General features: G+C 41.4%; 14 protein-coding genes and 1 pseudogene. 6 read left to right on the plus strand and 9 right to left on the minus strand.

Annotation, left to right across the window (positions count from 1 at the left end):
• Positions 1-17: 17 nt before the first annotated feature.
• Positions 18-485 (plus strand): DUF2489 domain-containing protein, encoded by a 468-nt coding sequence (locus ACRWQM_RS17600; RefSeq protein WP_434930768.1) that lies wholly within the window; start codon positions 18-20, stop codon positions 483-485.
• A 165-nt stretch (positions 486-650) separates the two neighbouring features.
• Entirely contained in the window at positions 651-1,214 is a 564-nt protein-coding gene (locus tag ACRWQM_RS17605) for a 1-acyl-sn-glycerol-3-phosphate acyltransferase (RefSeq protein ID WP_434930769.1), read from the plus strand.
• A 34-nt stretch (positions 1,215-1,248) separates the two neighbouring features.
• Here the strand turns inward: ACRWQM_RS17605 and ACRWQM_RS17610 are convergent, their stop codons facing one another.
• The 4 genes from ACRWQM_RS17610 to hutC form a co-directional block, all read right to left on the minus strand.
• Complete coding sequence (locus ACRWQM_RS17610) at positions 1,249-2,523, minus strand: mechanosensitive ion channel family protein (protein WP_434930770.1); 1,275 nt, start codon at positions 2,521-2,523, stop codon at positions 1,249-1,251.
• 331 nt (positions 2,524-2,854) lie between these two features.
• Positions 2,855-4,393 carry a histidine ammonia-lyase gene (gene hutH / locus ACRWQM_RS17615; RefSeq protein WP_434930771.1) on the minus strand — a complete coding sequence of 513 codons (1,539 nt, stop codon included), beginning with the start codon at positions 4,391-4,393 and terminating at the stop codon, positions 2,855-2,857.
• Positions 4,393-6,081, minus strand: coding sequence for a urocanate hydratase (gene hutU, locus ACRWQM_RS17620; protein ID WP_434930772.1), 1,689 nt, complete (start codon positions 6,079-6,081; stop codon positions 4,393-4,395). Before hutU ends, hutH begins: the two co-directional genes overlap by 1 nt.
• A gap of 107 nt (positions 6,082-6,188) precedes the next feature.
• On the minus strand, positions 6,189-6,896 hold the full coding sequence (gene hutC, locus ACRWQM_RS17625; protein WP_434930773.1) for a histidine utilization repressor: 708 nt from the start codon (positions 6,894-6,896) through the stop codon (positions 6,189-6,191).
• Between the two features lie 115 nt (positions 6,897-7,011).
• Between hutC and hutI the strand changes: the two genes are divergently transcribed.
• The gene (gene hutI, locus ACRWQM_RS17630; RefSeq protein WP_434932054.1) at positions 7,012-8,238 is read left to right on the plus strand and encodes an imidazolonepropionase; all 1,227 of its coding nucleotides are present in this window, start codon (positions 7,012-7,014) and stop codon (positions 8,236-8,238) included.
• A gap of 121 nt (positions 8,239-8,359) precedes the next feature.
• Here the strand turns inward: hutI and ACRWQM_RS17635 are convergent, their stop codons facing one another.
• The 4 genes and pseudogenes from ACRWQM_RS17635 to ACRWQM_RS17650 form a co-directional block, all read right to left on the minus strand.
• On the minus strand, positions 8,360-9,742 hold the full coding sequence (locus tag ACRWQM_RS17635; RefSeq protein ID WP_434932055.1) for a tetrathionate reductase family octaheme c-type cytochrome: 1,383 nt from the start codon (positions 9,740-9,742) through the stop codon (positions 8,360-8,362).
• A gap of 46 nt (positions 9,743-9,788) precedes the next feature.
• Positions 9,789-11,515 (minus strand): annotated as a pseudogene (locus tag ACRWQM_RS17640) (DUF3373 family protein).
• A 160-nt stretch (positions 11,516-11,675) separates the two neighbouring features.
• Positions 11,676-12,005, minus strand: coding sequence for a c-type cytochrome (locus ACRWQM_RS17645; RefSeq protein WP_434930774.1), 330 nt, complete (start codon positions 12,003-12,005; stop codon positions 11,676-11,678).
• A 352-nt stretch (positions 12,006-12,357) separates the two neighbouring features.
• Positions 12,358-12,807, minus strand: a complete 450-nt coding sequence (locus tag ACRWQM_RS17650; RefSeq protein ID WP_434930775.1) for a dCMP deaminase family protein — start codon at positions 12,805-12,807, stop codon at positions 12,358-12,360.
• 268 nt (positions 12,808-13,075) lie between these two features.
• Between ACRWQM_RS17650 and ACRWQM_RS17655 the strand changes: the two genes are divergently transcribed.
• Together ACRWQM_RS17655 and ACRWQM_RS17660 are read left to right on the plus strand one after the other, a co-directional pair.
• A complete protein-coding gene (locus ACRWQM_RS17655; protein WP_434930776.1) occupies positions 13,076-13,579 on the plus strand; it encodes a hypothetical protein in 504 nt (167 codons plus the stop codon).
• Positions 13,576-16,446: a prolyl oligopeptidase family serine peptidase gene (locus tag ACRWQM_RS17660; protein WP_434930777.1), complete on the plus strand. Its 2,871-nt coding sequence runs from the start codon at positions 13,576-13,578 to the stop codon at positions 16,444-16,446. Before ACRWQM_RS17655 ends, ACRWQM_RS17660 begins: the two co-directional genes overlap by 4 nt.
• Before the next feature lie 65 nt (positions 16,447-16,511).
• On the opposite strand, the gene ACRWQM_RS17665 is transcribed toward ACRWQM_RS17660, so the two are convergent.
• A complete protein-coding gene (locus ACRWQM_RS17665; RefSeq protein ID WP_434930778.1) occupies positions 16,512-17,678 on the minus strand; it encodes an alpha/beta hydrolase-fold protein in 1,167 nt (388 codons plus the stop codon).
• 216 nt (positions 17,679-17,894) lie between these two features.
• Between ACRWQM_RS17665 and mtnC the strand changes: the two genes are divergently transcribed.
• Positions 17,895-18,572, plus strand: coding sequence for an acireductone synthase (mtnC, locus tag ACRWQM_RS17670; protein ID WP_434927749.1), 678 nt, complete (start codon positions 17,895-17,897; stop codon positions 18,570-18,572).
• The last annotated feature ends 25 nt before the right edge of the window (positions 18,573-18,597 follow it).

Below are 18,597 nucleotides of genomic sequence, written 5' to 3' on the forward strand. Positions count from 1 at the left end.
CCAATTAAGGAGTCTTTGTGTCTACCGCTCTTATAATCATCGCCATTATCATCGTTATCGCCTTAGGTGCTTATGCCGCATCATTGTTGTTGAAAGTGAAACGCCAAGCTGCCATTAATCAACAAGCCCTTGAAGAGCGCCTAGCAAAAGCAGAGGTGCGCCGACAACAAGCCCTTACCGATATTCGTTACATCGCGGCAGCGATGCTAGAGGACCGCTGCGAGCTTTCTGAAGGGGTAATGCGTATTGGTAAGTTATTCGATGCTTTGTCAATGACAGAACAAGTGACCCCGCTTTTCCCACAGCTGTTCAGCCATTATGACATCATAAGATCTCATCCTATTATGGAAGCGCGCCAAGCACTACCCAAGCAACAACGTATGAAACTGGATTTTGCCAGAATGCGCTCTGAAGCTGACTTAGGTGAGAGTATTTTGCAAGAAGCCAAAAATATTACTGAGTTCGAACAAGCCCCTACACATTAATTCACCTAACACCAATTGATCTATAATTTAAGCTCTACAGGCCGCTAGAAAGATGCGCCAGCTCTACTTAAGCGCTTGCTAATCCAAATAGATTTGTTACTTTAAAATACATAATAAAATAATAAGGCTACCCGTTTAATGGTAGCCAAAAATAAAGGGTTACTTATGTTTAATCGCTTCTGTAGCTGGTCACTCACCAAGCTTGGCTGGCAGTTTGATGGCCATATAAATCATAACCAATCATGTGTCATTATTGTTGGCCCGCACACGAGCAATTGGGACTTTGTTATTGGTATTCTGGCGCGCGGTGCATTAAACACCCCAATCCATTTTTTAGGTAAACATCAATTGTTTGTTCCGCCTTGGGGCTGGATATTTAAAGCAATGGGTGGCAGCCCGGTAGACAGACGTAAACACAATAACTTGGTTGATTCTGCGGTACAGCTATTTAATCAAAACGCAAATTACAAACTTGCATTAGCACCGGAAGGCACTCGCAGTCCTGTTAAACGCTGGAAAAGTGGTTTTTATCATATCGCCCTGCAGGCAGGTGTTGATATTGTGCCGGTAGGCTTAGATTTTAACAGTAAGAAAATAATTATCACCACAGCATTAAAACCAACCGGGGCGATAGAGTTAGAAATAAATCAATTGATGGCTTTTTACCGCACCATTAATGGCCGTCACGCCAAAACCATCCCCGTTTATCAAAAGCAACAAACCAAATAACCGTTGGGGCTGCGATTCACAGCCCTATAATCTGCTAATTTTCTAGCTTATTGACTACTGTGTTGATAGAACGCATATCAATGCCAGTCGGATTTTGGAATGCTTGCAAACCAAACTCTGGTAATACAGCAAAAACATGATCAAATATATCGGCCTGAATCTCCTCGTAGTATGCCCAGCGAATATCATTGGTAAAAATATACAATTCAATCGGCAGCCCCTCAGTTGTTGGCGCCAACTGACGCACCATCAGGGTCATGTCTTTGTGTATCTTAGGGTGCTGGCGTAAAAACTCCTGTAGGTAAATCCTGAAGGTGCCAATGTTGGTTAACCTTCTGCCATTAACTGGCATATCAAGATCGCTAATCAGTTGGTTTGCCGTGGTAATTTCTGACAGCTTTTGTGGAATATAAGCTTTTAAATGATTCACTTTTGATAAGCGGCTTTTTTCATCATCGCTGAGAAACTTAATACTATTTACATCGATATTAATTGAACGTTTGATACGGCGTCCGCCAGATTCTGACATACCGCGCCAATTTTTAAATGCATCGGACACTAAAGCATAAGCGGGGATCATGGTGATAGTGTTATCCCAATTACGCACTTTTACGGTCGTTAAAGTGACATCTTCAACCGCACCATCAGCACCATACTTGTCCATTTGGATCCAATCGCCTTTACTCACCATGCGATTAGCTGCTAATTGAATACCCGCAACAAAGCCTAAAATGGTGTCGCGAAAAACTAACATCACCAAACCTGTGGCAACACCTAAACCACTAAAAAAATATATCGGCGAACGGTCACTTAACACGGAAATTATAACAATCAGACCAATAAAAAATAAAAACAACTTAGTCAGCTGTACAAAGCTCTTAACCGGTAGGTTTCGGTTAATTCGTTTAACATCTGCTATCTCATTAACTGCATTCAAACCGGCGTAAATGGCGCGGATAATTAATATCACCAGTAAAGCGCTAAGCGCACGATCTAAAAACAAGCTTAATACTTTATGTTCGGTTAATACTATCGGCAATAAAAAGTCTAAAATGAGCAGGGGAACTAGCATAGCTAAACGTTCAAACATTTTGAAGCGGATAAAAATATCATCCCAAGTCACACTAGAACGTCGGATAATACGATTAATACCACTCACAAAAAAATGATGAGTAATAAAATAACCAATGCCTGCCACAAGCACACACGCGAGCAATAATACTGAGGTAGAAATACCATCGGTAGGCTGACTATTAATCCCTAAATCTGTTAGCCAAGAGGCCACTTCAACTCGCCAATTTGTATTCAAATTCAATCCTATTCATTAAGATAAGCCTAAACATAACAATCACTGGGTAAACGATAATCAGTTAAATCCATAATTACCCATCTAAAGCCAGCCGCAAACTATTATTTTAAATCGTGATTTTAACATTATCATTTCAGCACTTATATGAAAGATTAAACAATATTGATATTGCTCATTTGAAACAAGGCTAGGCGGTGTTTTATCACTTACTTTATCGTTATCGCACAAAACCGAAAATCACAATAAAAAAGGACCTCAGGGTCCTTTATCTATTCATTACTTTTTAACCTAGGGCTTTACAACTCACCCTAGGTATCAAGAATCGTATCATCTAGCGACTCGGGATCATCCCCATTGGTAAGTAAGTGTTAAAGTTTGCTTGCATCAATAAGTCAATCGAACTTTCGATGTCAGGTGCAAAGAAACGGTCTTGATCGTAAAACGTCACCACTTCACGTAACTCGGCTTTCGCTTTGGCTACCGCAGCACTGGGTTGTAATGGCTTTCTAAAATCAAGCCCCTGAGCCGCTGCCAACAATTCAATTGCCAACACGCCACGGGTGTTTTCACTCATATCCCGTAAACGACGCGCGGCAAAGGTTGCCATAGACACGTGATCTTCCTGGTTTGCAGAGGTCGGCAAACTGTCTACCGATGCAGGGTGAGCATAGGTTTTATTCTCAGACGCCAACGCTGCCGCAGTCACTTGCGCAATCATAAAACCTGAGTTTACCCCGCCGTTATTCACTAGAAATGGCGGTAGTTTTGATAAACTAGAGTCAATTAACAAGGCCATACGGCGCTCAGAAATTGAACCTAACTCAGCTATCGCAATCGCCAAGTTATCCGCCGCCATTGCAACAGGTTCGGCATGGAAGTTACCGCCTGACAAAATATCTCCGGTGTCCTGAAACACTAATGGATTATCTGTTACCCCATTAGCTTCGACACCGAGTACATCAGCGGCATGGCGAATTTGAGTTAAACACGCACCTAATACTTGTGGTTGGCAACGTAGTGAATACGGGTCTTGCACCTTGTCACAGTTTGCATGGCTTTGACTTATTTCAGAGTCATTGCCCAATAAATGACGAAAAATAGCTGCCGAGTCAATTTGGCCTTTCTGTCCACGCGCTGCGTGAATACGCTCATCAAACGGGCTACGGCTGCCCATTGCAGCTTCCACACTCATTGAGCCGATCACTGAACTGGCGGCAAATAAGTCTTCGGCATTGAATAAACCTTCTAACGCCAGCGCAGTTGAAGCTTGCGTACCATTAAGTAACGCCAAGCCTTCTTTCGCCGCTAACTCTAAAGGTTGTAAACCGGCAATTTCTAAGCCTTCTTTGGCGCTAATTAACTCACCTTGGTAACTCATTTCGCCTTCACCTAATAACGGCAAACACATGTGGGCCAGCGGAGCTAAATCACCCGATGCGCCAACCGAACCTTTTTCCGGCACACAGGGATAAACACCGGCATTAACCAGTTGGATTAAGAAGTTGATCACCTCAAGACGAATACCCGAAAAACCCCGGCTTAATGAGTTAATTTTTAATACCATCATTAAGCGCACGGTCGCATCTTGCATATATTGGCCGATACCCGCCGCATGCGATAACACAATGGACCGCTGTAATAGCTGTAGATCACCTGGCGCAATTTTGGTGTTAGCTAATAAGCCAAAACCGGTATTGATACCATAAACGGTGCGACCATCTCGCAATACTTGCTGAACAATTTCAGCACTATTATTAATATCAGCAAAGGCGCTATCGGCAAGGGTTAGCTCAACAGAATTACGACTAATTTGGCGCAGCTCTGCCAGTGTGAGTGTGCCCGGTGTTAATGTGAATTTATGCTTAGTCATTATTGTGTTCCTGCTTTATCACTTGAAATCATAGGTAAATCTAAACCTTGCTCTTTAGCGCACTGTTTTGCGATGTCGTAACCTGCATCAGCATGACGCATCACACCAGAAGCGGGGTCATTCCATAATACTCGACCTAATCGCGTAGCCGCTTCATCAGTACCGTCGGCAACAATCACCACACCAGAATGCTGACTAAAGCCCATACCCACGCCACCACCATGGTGCAGTGACACCCAAGTGGCGCCGCTAGCGGTATTCAATAGTGCATTCATTAATGGCCAATCAGATACCGCATCAGAGCCATCAAGCATAGATTCTGTTTCACGATTTGGACTGGCTACTGAGCCTGAGTCTAAATGATCACGACCAATAACGATTGGCGCAGATAACTCGCCATTTTTAACCATTTCGTTAAAGGCTAACGCTAAACGAGCACGATCTTTTAGACCAACCCAACAAATACGTGCAGGTAAACCTTGAAACGCAATACGCTCACGCGCCATGTCTAACCAATTATGCAAATGTGGATTATCAGGAATAAGCTCTTTGACTTTGGCATCAGTTTTATAAATATCCTCAGGATCACCCGACAAGGCTACCCAACGGAACGGGCCAATACCTTCACAGAATAAAGGACGCACATAAGCAGGTACAAAACCAGGGAAATCAAAAGCATTTTCAACGCCTTCATCAAACGCCATTTGACGAATGTTATTACCGTAATCTGTGGTTGCAGCGCCAGCGGCTTGTAATGCCAACATAGCTCTAACCTGAACAGCCATTGATTGCTTAGCAGCTTTAACCACTGCCGCTTCATCAGTTTTACGCATGCTGGCAGCGTGCTCTAATGTCCAGCCTTGAGGTAAATAACCATTTAATGGATCATGCGCAGAGGTTTGGTCGGTTACCACGTCCGGCGTAATACCGCGCTTAACTAACTCAGTAAATACATCGGCCGCATTACCTAATAAGCCGACCGATACAGGCTTGCCGCTTTTATTGGCTTCATCAATCATGGCTAAAGCTTCGTCTAACGACTTGGCTTTTTTGTCTACATAGCGGGTGCGCATTCTAAAGTCGATACGGGTTTCATCCACTTCACAGGTTAATACTGAATAGCCTGCCATAGTGCCTGCTAATGGTTGAGCGCCGCCCATGCCACCTAAACCACCGGTTAAAATCCACTTACCCGCAGATGAACCGTTAAAGTGTTGGTTTGCCATAGCGACGAAGGTTTCGTAAGTGCCTTGCACAATGCCCTGCGAGCCAATGTAAATCCACGAACCGGCGGTCATTTGGCCATACATGGCTAAACCTTTTTTATCGAGTTCGTTAAAGTGCTCCCAATTAGCCCAATGCGGTACCAGGTTTGAGTTGGCAATAATCACTCGCGGTGCATTACTGTGGGTTTTAAACACACCTACAGGTTTACCTGATTGCACTAATAAGGTTTCATCATCTTCAAGACGCTGCAGCACTTCAATAATTTTGTCATAGCTTGGCCAGTCTCTTGCTGCACGGCCAATACCACCGTAAACCACCAAATCTTCCGGGCGTTCAGCTACATCAGGGTGTAAGTTGTTCATTAACATCCGCATTGCCGCTTCTGTTAACCAGCTTTTACAACTTAGCGTTGTACCGTGTGGCGCAATAATTCGTCTGCTTGGGTCGTGTCTTTTATCCATATTTTCCTCTTCAACCTGTTCGGTTTGTTTTATTTTTTCTGTGGCTAACGGCTTGTTGTTCGTTAGTTAATCTGTTTACTTACGGCGAATAACTTATTTATCTATGGTTAACGCTTAAAGGTTAAATGGCCGCCTAATCTAAATTTACTGCCGGGGTGCACTAAACGGGCAAAACTCACCACGCCTTTACGTGACCAGGTGCGGCGAGTAATTTGTAAGCAGGGTTCAGTGGCCACTATTTCTAAACGTTGCTGAGTTTGTTCTGTGGCAATAATCGCTTCGACTGTGTGGCGCGCTTCTGTTAATGGCGCAATTTGGGATAAGTATTCATGGGGTGTTTGCTGGCTAAAATCTTGCTTTAGGTAATCAGGGATCAAGTTAGGATTAACAAAGCGTTCCTCTAACTGTAATGGTATACCTTGCTCGCAATGCACTAATACCGAGTGAAATACGGGACTACCCACCTCTAATCCTAACGCGATAGCAATTGGCGCGATGGCGTCTATTTGGGTTAACTCTAGCTGCTTTACACTGTATCCATGGCCGCGCTCTTTAATTTCATCGGCAATATTACGAATATTCAGTAAAGACGATTGCGACTTAAGACCTGCTACAAATGTCCCTAACCCTTGGGTGCGCTCTAAAATGCCAGCCTCGACCAGTTCAGTTAATGCGCGTCTGGCAGTCATTCGACTACAATTAAACATCTCAGTTAATTGATTTTCTGATGGTATGCGGGCGTTCTCTTCCCACTCACCCGCCTCAATACGCGCAAGGATGAATTGTTTAATCTCAGCAAATTTTGCCAATGCCATATGCGGTTCCAATGCTAGAAATGAGGAATAATGGGATATCATCCTAGCTTGTATATACAAGCGAGATCAAGTATTGTTTGATTAACAATCAAAAGACTGAGTAAAGAACATGGCTATGAACTGGGACCACGTGTGGATTGATGTCAACGTGGCCACTATGGATACAGCATCATCAATGCCATATGGCGCGATTGAAAGTGCAGCCATTGCCGTAAAAGACGGCAAAATAGCCTGGATAGGCCCTCGCGCAGATCTCCCTGAGTTTGATGCGTTAGCCACGCCGATTTACCGTGGTAAAGGTAAATGGATCACCCCTGGCTTGATTGATGCCCACACTCATCTCGTCTTTGCCGGCAGCCGCGCCAATGAGTTTGAACAACGCTTACAAGGCGTAAGCTATGAAGATATTGCCCGAGCTGGCGGCGGTATAATTTCTACCGTAACAGCCTGCCGTGAAGCCGATGAAGAAACGCTATTTAATCTGGGGCGTAAGCGCTTAAATGCGCTTGCTAAGGAAGGCGTTACCACAATTGAAATAAAATCCGGCTATGGTTTAGATACCGAAACCGAATTAAAACTCCTAAGGGTTGCGCGGGAACTCGGCGAGCATCACCATATCGATGTGAAAACCACATTTTTAGGCGCCCATGCCATTCCTGCAGAATATAAAACCCAACCTGATGCTTATGTCGATTTAGTCATTGATGAGATGCTGCCCCAAGTGATTAAGCATAATCTTGCTGATGCTGTTGATGTGTTTTGCGAAGGCATCGCCTTTAATCTTGAGCAAACAGAGCGAGTGCTGACAGCTGCCAAACAAGCCGGCTTAGCAATAAAGCTGCATGCCGAACAATTGTCTAATATTGGTGGTAGTGAATTAGCTGCCAAACTTGGCGCTTTGTCTGTCGATCATATTGAACATTTAGATGAAGCAGGCGTACAAGCCCTCAGTCAAAACGGTACCTGTGCGGTACTGCTACCTGGTGCCTATTATTTTCTACGAGAAACCAAATTGCCACCGATTGAATTGCTGCGTAAATACAAAGTACCCATTGTTATCGCCAGTGATTTTAACCCAGGTTCATCGCCAATTTGTTCAACCAAATTGATGCTGAATATGGCGTGTACATTATTCCGCCTAACGCCTGAAGAAGCCCTTAAAGGCTTAACCATTAATGCCGCTAAAGCATTGGGGATTGAAGAAAGTGTTGGTAGTTTAGTGGTAGGTAAACAAGCCGATTTCTGTTTGTGGGATATTAGTTCACCTGCTGAACTGGCTTACACTTTTGGGGTAAACCCTTGCGAGCAAGTCATTAAAGCGGGTCAAATTATTCAGCAGTAAACCCACATAATCCGCTATAAAAAGAGCTTAAATCGCTAGTCGGTTTAAGCTCTTTTATTATTGGTAATATTAAGTCTAGGTAACCTAGAAACTAAACAATGCCTTCAGGAATAGCTTAAAATTACTCCATTGCATGACGTTTACCTTGTTTGTTTTTCATTGGGTCGCCGTCATATCCTAATGCTTTCCAATCTAAGCGCTGACCTTTGTTATGGCAGTCGCTGCACTGTAGAGCTTGATCTTTAGGTGACACCATGTGGTTAATACGCCACCACATTTCAGTTTCCACAAAGTCATGCTGACCACTATAGCTCAAGCCTTTTTCAACCATAGTTGCATTAGCTTTCATGCCTAAATCTGCGGCAAGATCCCAATCATATTTATCCCAGTATCCACCTTCGCCAAAGGTTTTAGGGGTAATAATAATATTGAGCTTAGTGTCGTAAATTTGTTTACCCGTATGGACTTTAAATGGGTAAATTTTAGCCTTTGCATCACCAATATTGCCCAATGGATAGGTTAGTTTCACCACACTTTTAGGATCAATTTTATCTCCTGCCATATAGGCATCAGCTGTGCCGTTGTACCAGGCATATTGTGGCGGCACATTCTTCTGCCACACAAAACTGCCTTTTTTGTTCATGAAAGTACTTTTGCCATATTCATCTTTGGTTTCTGGTCGCTTCTCTCCTGCGGTAGACCAATCCCATCGCATTTTAGTCGGCTCATTTTTAGCAAAAAATGGAATATGACATGTCTGGCACGCTACCGCAGCAGTATGGGTATTGAGCTTTTTATTTTGATGTGGTGCACTATTATGACAATTTTCACAACCTATATGATCTTGTCCTCCAGGCGACACGCCCATCGCATTACCGGTAATTTGATGACCTTCGGTGGTATGACAGGTTTGACACTGAAAATCATTACCGTCGGTATCCATATGAACATCGGTCGCTTTATCTGGATAAGACATGGATGAATCTAAATCCCCATGCTTGACCGCATCGCCACCGCCACCATAAAAGTGACATGTACCGCAGTTATCTCGCACTGGCTGGCCAACATTTTGTGCTACCCGCGTGAGGTCAACTTTAGCCATAGGCTCTCCTGCTCCAGCAGGCTCTTTGACGTACGTTCCCGTAGTGTCATGACACACTAAACAATCCACTTTTGTCATATCAGAAAAATCAAAGCTATTGTCTTTCCAACCATAGCCCGCATGACAACTGGTACACCGAGGCTCGTTACCACTTATAGATACACAGAAGTTATTAATGCTATTTTTCTTGCCGCGCATTACGGTTCTTCCGGGGAGTTCTTGCTTTAACTCCCAGGTCCAATGTGATGACTTCATAAACTCTTTGGCATGATCTTCATGACACTCAATACATTGAGATGTCACATCAGTACCTTGAGCAAAAGGCCCTGTTATCGCTTCTTTGTGATCAAATGTTGCATAAGCAAGCGGACTACTTAATGCAAACACCATAAATAAGGTCATGGTTTTCATCGTACACTCCTTGTCCCAGTAAGCTGGGACACCATGATTAGAAATTAACGGTTAATGAGGCATTAACATCAAAAGCCGTATCAACCACAGGCAACATCGAGAATGCAGTGCCTGCCATTACGTCATTAATTTTCTGCGGTGCGCCAACAGGCGTGCCGCTGCCAGTGTATTCGTAGTCGTAATAAAGTCCGGCTAACTTGATGAACATACGAGGATTAATGTCAAAAATGTAATAAGCCTCGCCCACGTGACCACGTGTGGCAAGCTTGCTACCAACGGGATCATCCTGTGCTTGAGTAAATGGCGTCCAATATTCAGAACCATAGTTATATTCCAAGCCCAATTTGCCAAAGGGAGCAGGTATTTGCATGCCAACATAAATGCCATAACCATCTTTAGATGAACTATCATCTGCATATTTAGGCACCATAATAATCTCTGTACCTGTGCTATTGAGCTCAGCTTCAAATACCGCATCACTTAACATGCCGCCAAATAACCCGCTATTACCATTGGGCTCAGCGCGTGTCCATCCAAGTGATCCAAACACCTTAATGTCGTCATCACTTTCATAGGCATAACCAATACCCCCTAAATACATGTCACCAATGACACCACTAGGTTGCACGCGGGTGACAAAGTTAAAGTTGTCAAACTTTTGCATATCCTGATACATGGTAGGGGCAAAAATACCCGCTAACTGCGTTGGAAATGCCATCGTGCCCTTAAAACCATCATTGACATCTTTCGCACCAAAAAGGGTAAGTTGCAGGAAGTGGTTACCATCATTGATGACATCAATATTAAAGCCGCCTAAGTGAGTATCTTTGGTCACAATATCACCAAACATTTCGCCATTTCCCCACTGAGATTCAAAGCCCTGACCATAACAAAAACGCACTACCTGACCATCAACACCGGTAATTTCACCTAGGTTGTAACCTAAAGTCGCTCCGTCGAAGTTAAAGTTCACTAAATGCCCTGACGGTGTACCACCACGCATTTCATTTTCACGGTAATGGCTTGGTGGGCCGTAGGTAGATGGTCGGCGGCCAATAGATAAATACGTTTCGCTGCCACCAATATTGCGCCAATCAAAATAAGCACGATCTACTCTTAACCAGTCGCCGCTTGTGTTACCGCTGCTGGTCCCGTCCATAGTGAATGATCTCCAAGAGTCGAAAACCTGTGTACCGGTTGAGTCGCCCCAATTTTTATACATAGCTAAGCGACCAGAAAAACTGACGTTATCCCAAACCTTGGCTTTTAAATCTAAGCGTAAGCGCGTGGTATAAAACAAGTCATTATCTATGTCTTGCATCGTCTTAGGTGCTAAAACATAGGGCATCACACCTTGCAATTGGCCACTTTGAAATGCTTGAGCCAAATCAGGATTAGCCATCATCATCTGCCCTAGGGGGAATTTGCATCGGTTGGCGATCCAAATGCTCCTGACATTGCCTTACCGCCAAAGTCAGAAAAATCGACATTCATTGCAGGGTTCCAGGTGACATTTTGGTAATGCAAAGAGTGGACTTTGGTTCTAAAGTCACCGGTGATGCTAATTCTATCTAACGCGCCATGCCTTTCGGTTTTATCGACTCGACTATTAATATCGTCAAGTTCATCGGTAATGTCCGCAAGTTGGCGTTGCAGCTCTGCAATTTTTTGCGCGTCATCGTTTACTTGTAACGTGTCTGCGGTAACAGCCACGCTGCTTATTGCTAATACGTTTGCCACTAAAATTGATATTAAGGTGCGCATAATAGTGCTTCCTTTTTATGCTAACCTTGATAAATCAATCGAGTTAGCTAAATTTAGGGTGCAGAAATCCATGAGGTTAATCCTCGTTTTTTCTACATTTATTTGGGTTTACTGATGGTGTGCTATCTAAAACATACCAATAACATCAGCTATATAAGAGTTAGCCGCAGGTTTGAGGCTGGTCAGAGTCTGCTGCATGGTCATACAAAAACTGCTGAATATCTTTTAGCTCTTGTTCTGATAGCGCTTTAAAAACTTCAGGTTTTGACTTGTGCTGGTCACGTGTGAAAAATCTATCCCATTGAGCCATTGTTTTTGCCATTGGCGTTAACTCCGGCCCTTCACTATTTGCGCTATGACAAGCTTTACACTCTTTTTTATAAAGATGTTTTCCCTTTTTAGGGTTGCCGCCATCAGCTGCCATTGCTGTACTGCCTAGGGTTAATATCACCGCGATTATTACGCCTAATTGTTGTATTGATTTCATCATCTGTACCTCTAAAGTTGCTATTTTTGTACTGAAGCAAAATAAACCCTCATTTATCCGCCTTGTTAATGATGTTACCCAAAAGTGATAGATGATTATTTGATGTCGATCATATTCATGCAAAAAATCTAATTGATAAAAACATTATTGATAAAAATCTAATAGATATACTTATAGTATTACTATTTTTAAGAACAAATCAGTCTTTGAGTTAAACAACAAGGTACGCTAGGGAAAATGTTTCATTGAAAGCAATAAGATAAAAAATGCAAAACCCATTGTATTACATAATAAAGATTGGGATAAAATGTAAAAAATCGCCCATGAGGGCGATTTTTTATCGTGAAATTAAAGTTTACTTTTGGTTCAACTCATCTATCGGCAGCCAATTCACTTCGACTCCCGCTTGTAAAAACATTTCCTGGCTAATTTTAATTTTCTCTCCCCAACGAGAAAGAAAATCTTCACTCTGCTCAGGACAAAACACCCCAGTAATACCTGTTTGAATTATTTTTGCTGCGCAATTAGGGCAAGGAAAATGCGTCACCCAAATATCGCACCCATCCAAATCTCGCTTGGCAAATAAAATCGCATTCTCTTCGGCATGCAATGTTTTAAGCAGCTTCATTTCCCGGTCGTCGGTTTCAGCACTGTCTGAAATACCGTGCGGATAACCATTAAAGCCAACAGACACAATACGATTATGCTTGGTGATCACCGCGCCCACTTGAGTCGACGGATCTTTACTCCAAGAGCCAACTAACTCAGCCATTTGAAAAAAACGTTTTGCCCACTTTGAAATCATACTAACAGCCCTAAATGAATGACAAATAACAATCTTATTCGATAAAATATCATACCTGATAACCAAACTAACTCTTATATCTATCCAACTGCGATAATAAATTTAAAGTTGCATTCTGCATTTGACAAAATTGATTATTAAATAGATATTGTTACACATTTTTAGATACTACAAATATTTAAATACGTTATTGATCATGGATATAATGACGTTAAACCAAGTAAGGATACTTAAAATAATGAACCCGTGCTTAGTGTTACTGCTCGCCATGTTAATGGCTGGTTGCGCGCAGAAAATTACCGCAATCAACACAGACCAAGATAAAAAACTTGATACCCTTATGGGTTACTTGCTTATTTCCATTGATACTAATAGTAAATTAGACAGTATTAGCATTGACGGCGACAGTGATTTTATTTTTACTGAAGAAAATTTGCAGCCTGGTTCAAACTTCATCATAGCCGAAATTCCTGCTGGCGCTTATAGTTTCGAAAGGATAAAACTAAATCGTTACTATTATTACTCCCTTACTGATGGAATATGGAACTTCACTGTTGAAGCTGGAAAAATTAATTATATCGGTAATTTCAATATTGAAATTAAATTTTTTGGCTCAAAAATGCTCTTAGAAAACCAATCATCAGAAGCACTGAGATATATAGAAGCAAAGTTTCCCAATATATATCAATCTCGCGAGCTAGTTTATTCTGGCCCGGGTAATGACGACTTTTTTTCATTTGCCCGCGAAATGACTAAGGAAAAATCTGAATGATAAATCGCCTCCTGCTTACGTTGGTATTAACCCTAAGTATAATTAAAACCGTTTTCTCTATCCCTATTCCGGCAGATAAACTGTTTATTTCACCCGCTTTCGGTCAATTAAGTTTTAGCCCTGATGAAAAATATCTATCGACATCTCAGTATAATGACGAAGGCTATCAGTTATCGTTAATTGAAATCGAATCCCAGAATTTAATTAATATTTTAGTCTTACCCCCAAGCCAGACCGTTACTGGATATCAGTGGCTTGATAACAATCATATATATTTAAAAATAAGTCACAAAGGTTTCTCTATGGAAGGCTTTATGACAATTAAAGATAGCCAAGGAAACATTAAACCTCGCTTTGCGATCCTTGAATCAAAAGGAGATCTCATTAGTTCACTCAATTATAGTGGTGAAGTGCTCTATAGCTTCAAAAAATATAATAGTAACTACCAACAATTGCATAAAGTCAGCATTGAACAGCTAGAAAAAAACCTCTTCTCTAAACAAACCTTATTTGATGACACCAAGCAGAAAGTGCACGGTTATTTCTTCGATGAAAAAAAAATGACCTTATTTTCTCTAAAAATTGATAAGGAAGCGAAAGAGATAAATTTCTTTTACCGACCATTTAATGACTACAAGTGGCAAAAATTTTTCACCCTATCCTCAGACTCAGAAACCTTCATCCCAATACAAATTATTGATGAGCAAACAATGTATGTACTCAGCAATCAGAATTCCGACAAAGTGGGTTTATATAAGTTTGATATTAAAAATCAGTCATTACTCGACTTGATTTATGAACATGAAAAATATGACCTTGTCGGAGGAAAATTTGATCAGCAAAGTAACCTTCATTCGGTTTCTTTTTATGAAAATGGCCAATTAACAACTAACATATTTGATAAAGATGCCAGTCTAGAACAAAAAAAGTTTACTCAAGCATTTCCAAATAAAATTGTAATCACAATCAACTCCAACAAAGATAACAACCAACATATTTTATTCGTTTCAGCCTCTGATGACTCAGGAAAATATTATCTTTTCAATAGTGATACCGACAAAGCAGTCTTACTCTTTGATCGCTATCCGTCACTGCAAGACTATCAACTGAATAAGACCTTAGAGTTCAATATTAAATCTAAAAATGGCGTCGATATTGAATCATATTTAACCCTTCCCAATAAAGATACCAGTAATGGAACGTTACTGATCATGCCTCATGGCGGTCCTGTTGGCATCAGAGATTACAATCATTTCAATCCTGAAAGCCAGTTTTATGCTAGCCGGGGTTATGCTGTTCTAAGAATCAACTTCAGAGGTTCTCAGGGATACGGCAAAGCTTTTAAACTCAGTGGAGTAGGTGAATTTGGTCTAGATATTGAAAAAGACATCACTAACACAGTTAACTATATTAATAGCCGGTATTCCTTCAAACGAAGATGTGCTATTGGTTCGAGCTACGGTGGCTACTCTTCTTTAATGTTAGCAATACAACACCCCGATGATTATCAATGCGTGGTTGGTGCTTATGGGGTTTATGATTTGCCCTTATTGTTTAATTCTAGCAACATCAAAACCACAGATGAATACCGTGAAAGCACTGCAAAAGTGGTTGGTGATAACAGGGTCGAATTAAAGAATACCTCTCCCTTGTATTTGGCGAATAAAATCAAAACTCCTTTATTACTGATTGCCGGCAAGCAGGACCCTATCGCTGAATTTGAACACACTCGTCGGTTAGAATATGTTCTAGAAAAGTTAGGCAATCCACCACAGACCCTTTACTACGATAAAACTAAACATGGTCATGATAATTATTTTTGGGAGCGTCACCAATCCATCACTATTGCCGAATTTCTAAAAAACACGTTTAACTTTAATAGTTATGAACAGTTAATTTCAGCCGACAAAGATGCAAAAGCAATTGTGGATTTAGCTGAAGATTATGTCACCCTTGCAGATGCATGGCATTTCGATAGCAAAATTGCCAAAAATCCTGAAAAAGCAAATGAATATTATTTAAAAGCTGCAGAAATGAAACACGGAAGAGCTAACTACATAATGGGAAGTCTTCATTTAGAACAGGGTGAAGAAGCAGAATCATTATCCTGGTATAAGCAAGCATCTAAGTATGGCTACGCGGCAGCAAGCTATAAATTGGGTTTGTTGTATAGTGGTAATAGTAATGAGTCTGTATCTAAAGATAATATTAAAGCGTTCGAGTATTTCAGAAGAGCTGATCAACAAGGCTATAGTTCTGCTGCCAAAATACAGATGGCAAAATATTATTGTGTCGGTGATACCATCCCAAGAGATAACACTAAATGCGTTGATTTACTAAAATTAAATCATTTGAAAAATGTACTTGAAGAAAATAAGACAAACGAAGACGAAGAACTTAACAAACAAGCTCAGCGCGCGGTTATTGGCAAAATATTTCTCGAAACGGACTTTTCAGCAGCCGAGCGGCGAGCATTACAACTGCTATTGTTAGAGGAGTATCAAGTTGAAAACATCAAATTCTCAATAAACATAAAAGATGCAGGTTTAGTCTCATCTGACGGTCTAACAATTGTGAATAACCAGCCTAAACTCAAGCTCAGTGAGGGTGACCACATTGCCCTATTCTTCAATATTGAGGCTGACAATGATGAGAAAAACCTCGCGATAATGGCTAGCTGGCAATTCACCAGCGAAAACGGTGACAGAGGTGAATTATGGGCAGGAATGCTTTATGGTAATGCCGATAACACTTGGAGTATAAAGCATAAAGTATCGAAGTACGAAGCTCCAAAAGGAACCTATACTCTAACGTTAAGGGACTCCTCAGACAATATTATTGCGACAAAGTCTTTCATTCGAATATAGTGCTTATTCGTGAGTAATAACACTTTCATTCATGGTGTTATTGCTCGCTAACAGCAGCTAAGCGTCTATAGACCCTCTAGCATCTTGGTCCACTTATCCAAATAAAATGGATGCTCAGTTAAACTAAGCGCACTTCTCAGTGAATCTTTAGCTTTATCGACCTCGCCTAATTGAACATAGGCTTCAGCGAGTGCAGCATGTGCTCCCGCCTCTTTAGGATAAGTTTCAATAGCCAGCATAAAAGTACTTAACGCGGTTTGAGGATCCGTTTTTAACTGACTGTCTGCTAATAAGGTTAACGATTCAACAGCAGAAACCTCAAAACCATATACCTGTTTTGACAAGTGCTGATAATACTCAACAATCGCTTTAGCGCCCTGCTTGCCGATAACTGAGTCAGGTTTAACCGTGTTATGCACATCATTAAATATCATCTCAATACCGTTGGCGGTAGCCAGTATCGATTGGGTCATATAATAACTGCCGTCAAAACGCTTTATTTGATAGTTCAATTGACTATTGGCATTGGTTTGAATGATACCTTCAAGCTTAGCAAATGAATCTAGTTGTCTTTGCTCAAAGTCACTATCACTGGTGCTAACAAATAGAAACCTTGGTTTGCCCTGCATGTTTTTAAGCTTTTCAGGCGCGTCATTTAGCACATATGCAAAGTCTGCTGATAACACTGGGCTAGCAGCAATATAGGCATTAAATAAGCTTGGACGATTAATTAAGCTGTAGAGCACTAAACCAGCATTACCAGTAAAGCCGTTAAAAATACGAAAGCCGTTGGTGCGATAGCGTTTATCAATTGCGGGCAGTAAATCTTGCTCAAAAAAGTCCAGTAGTGCCTGATCACCTTGTTGCTCTATTGCACGCTGCTTTAACTTCCCCAAGGCTTGATGGCCATCCGGTGCGGTAATAATAATCGTTTCAGGCCATGGCCAACCGCCGTTATGGCTCATCCAGTCGTGCATTCCTACCAGCATTAAATGACTTCTTGGATGTAAATCCAACAGAACAACATAACGTTTGTTCGGTGACTGTTGATAATTATGTGGCAAAGTCACCATGAAATTGGCCGACTTAGCACCCAGTAAAGTGGACGTTACCTTAAGTTCTTCGGTGGTCGAAACGGGGAAAGCGGGTTTGGCACAAGGCTGACTTGACCAGAATATGGCAATAAAAAACATGAGCGTTAAAAAATAATAACAACGTAGGGATTGAATCATATTCGTCCTTGAAAATAGGTAGCTCAAATGAGTAAATCAGTTAAACCTAACTTAACACCTAAAAACTGAGCGTACAACTTTCAAACATTTGTTGTGATTTATGATTTACTTACAACAAATCCTCAGCTCGGATAATGCAATTAAGCTAGCCATTAACCGCAATAAAGCATAGGATCACAGGCAAGTTAATTTGTTTATTTGGAGTCACAAAACATTATGAGTATTAGAGCCATCATCGTTGATACCGCTGGTACCACTACCGATCTAACCTTTATTCAGGATGTATTATTTCCTTACTCCAAAAAAGCAATGGCAGACTTTCTTGAGCAAAATCAAACTAATGCATTGGTTGATTACTGCATTAGTGATGTGAAAGATATCGCGCTTGAACCTGAAGCAGATCTTACCCGTGTGAATGAAATTTTATGCCAATGGATTGATGAAGACCGTAAACTGACTCCATTAAAAACCTTGCAGGGATTGATTTGGAAACAAGGCTATAGCCGCTCTGAATTTAGAGGCCATATCTATCCAGATTTCATCGACAATATTGACCGAATTCTTAACGCAAACCTGCGTATTTATAGCTTTTCATCTGGATCTGTAGACGCGCAAAAATTACTGTTTAGTCATACCGACTCAGGTGATTTAACCGCTAAATTTAGCGGTCATTTTGATACTCGTACCGGTAATAAATTAGACAAGCAGGCGTACAGCAACATTTGTAACACCATCAGTTTAAAACCAAAACAGCTGCTGTTTATTTCCGATAGAGTGGAAGAGTTACAAGCCGCAGAAGCGGCTGGGTTAATGACTTGCCAAATGGTAAGAGAGCCAAGTGCCAACACGGCTAAATTCAAAACCATTACCACATTTGATGAACTGTCTGTGTAACAATCTCCCCCGCTATTAAGGTGGG

The organism is Shewanella sp. HL-SH5 (assembly GCF_051163755.1).
Lineage (GTDB): Bacteria > Pseudomonadota > Gammaproteobacteria > Enterobacterales > Shewanellaceae > Shewanella > Shewanella glacialimarina.

Excerpts from the sequence above, each read along its gene's own strand:
- ACRWQM_RS17605 (WP_434930769.1), top strand. The coding sequence starts at position 651 with ATGTTTAATCGCTTCTGTAGCTGGTCACTCACCAAGCTTGGCTGGCAG.
- hutH (WP_434930771.1), bottom strand. The coding sequence starts at position 4,393 with ATGACTAAGCATAAATTCACATTAACACCGGGCACACTCACACTGGCA.
- hutU (WP_434930772.1), bottom strand. The coding sequence starts at position 6,081 with ATGGATAAAAGACACGACCCAAGCAGACGAATTATTGCGCCACACGGT.
- hutC (WP_434930773.1), bottom strand. The coding sequence starts at position 6,896 with ATGGCATTGGCAAAATTTGCTGAGATTAAACAATTCATCCTTGCGCGT.
- hutI (WP_434932054.1), top strand. The coding sequence starts at position 7,012 with ATGAACTGGGACCACGTGTGGATTGATGTCAACGTGGCCACTATGGAT.
- ACRWQM_RS17635 (WP_434932055.1), bottom strand. The coding sequence starts at position 9,742 with ATGACCTTATTTATGGTGTTTGCATTAAGTAGTCCGCTTGCTTATGCA.
- ACRWQM_RS17645 (WP_434930774.1), bottom strand. The coding sequence starts at position 12,005 with ATGATGAAATCAATACAACAATTAGGCGTAATAATCGCGGTGATATTA.
- ACRWQM_RS17650 (WP_434930775.1), bottom strand. The coding sequence starts at position 12,807 with ATGATTTCAAAGTGGGCAAAACGTTTTTTTCAAATGGCTGAGTTAGTT.
- ACRWQM_RS17655 (WP_434930776.1), top strand. The coding sequence starts at position 13,076 with ATGTTAATGGCTGGTTGCGCGCAGAAAATTACCGCAATCAACACAGAC.
- ACRWQM_RS17660 (WP_434930777.1), top strand. The coding sequence starts at position 13,576 with ATGATAAATCGCCTCCTGCTTACGTTGGTATTAACCCTAAGTATAATT.
- ACRWQM_RS17665 (WP_434930778.1), bottom strand. The coding sequence starts at position 17,678 with ATGATTCAATCCCTACGTTGTTATTATTTTTTAACGCTCATGTTTTTT.
- mtnC (WP_434927749.1), top strand. The coding sequence starts at position 17,895 with ATGAGTATTAGAGCCATCATCGTTGATACCGCTGGTACCACTACCGAT.